The sequence below is a fragment of the Acinetobacter sp. CIP-A165 genome (assembly GCF_000367985.1).
Lineage (GTDB): Bacteria > Pseudomonadota > Gammaproteobacteria > Pseudomonadales > Moraxellaceae > Acinetobacter.
In genome coordinates, this window is sequence record NZ_KB849202.1 from 326,501 (window position 1) to 327,047 (window position 547).

General features: G+C 43.1%; 2 protein-coding genes. Both read right to left on the reverse strand.

What is annotated here, in order from left to right; translation table 11 throughout:
• Nucleotides 1–14: 14 nt before the first annotated feature.
• Nucleotides 15–161 (reverse strand): GpE family phage tail protein, encoded by a 147-nt coding sequence (locus tag F991_RS17145; protein ID WP_308444327.1) that lies wholly within the window; start codon nucleotides 159–161, stop codon nucleotides 15–17.
• The gene (locus F991_RS07125; protein WP_034595493.1) at nucleotides 158–490 is read right to left on the reverse strand and encodes a phage tail assembly protein; all 333 of its coding nucleotides are present in this window, start codon (nucleotides 488–490) and stop codon (nucleotides 158–160) included. Before F991_RS07125 ends, F991_RS17145 begins: the two co-directional genes overlap by 4 nt.
• Nucleotides 491–547 lie beyond the last annotated feature (57 nt).

A 547-nucleotide genomic window follows, 5' to 3' on the forward strand; every position in this document is an offset into this window, starting at 1 on the left:
ATTGGTGGGCTCTTTTATACAGTGGTTTGGTGACGCTTCAGCGCATGGTGATGCCATTTACTTAATTCAATAATGTCCATGTCATCGTATGCGCTGGGTGGCCAATGGAAGATGCAAGCAATATTGGCAATTGCTTCATCTACGTCATCGACCAGTTTTATTGCTGTTCCTCTTTGATCGCTTTCTGCAGATCCTTCGGGTACAAAAAAGTGACCAAGTGACCTCCAAGTTGTGCAAAGTCCACTGGATCTAGTTCAAGCACTTGCTGTGGTGTTAATGCAGGTGTGGTCACACGTGGTAAAACTTTGATTAATGCGTTTACGTCATGCTGATAGATGGCTTGTAAACTGACACCGCTTAACGCTTTGACATTTGGTTTACGGATGGTGATTTCAGTAATGGTATTGCCACCAAATTGAATCGGTTGTTCTAGCTGAACGGTTTCTTGGTTCGGGTTGAACCGTACCGGGTTTGTCGGAGACTTTTTTATTTAAGTTAAGCCACCTGACCTAACGGGTTAATCTTATCATAGTACATTGCTTCAAAC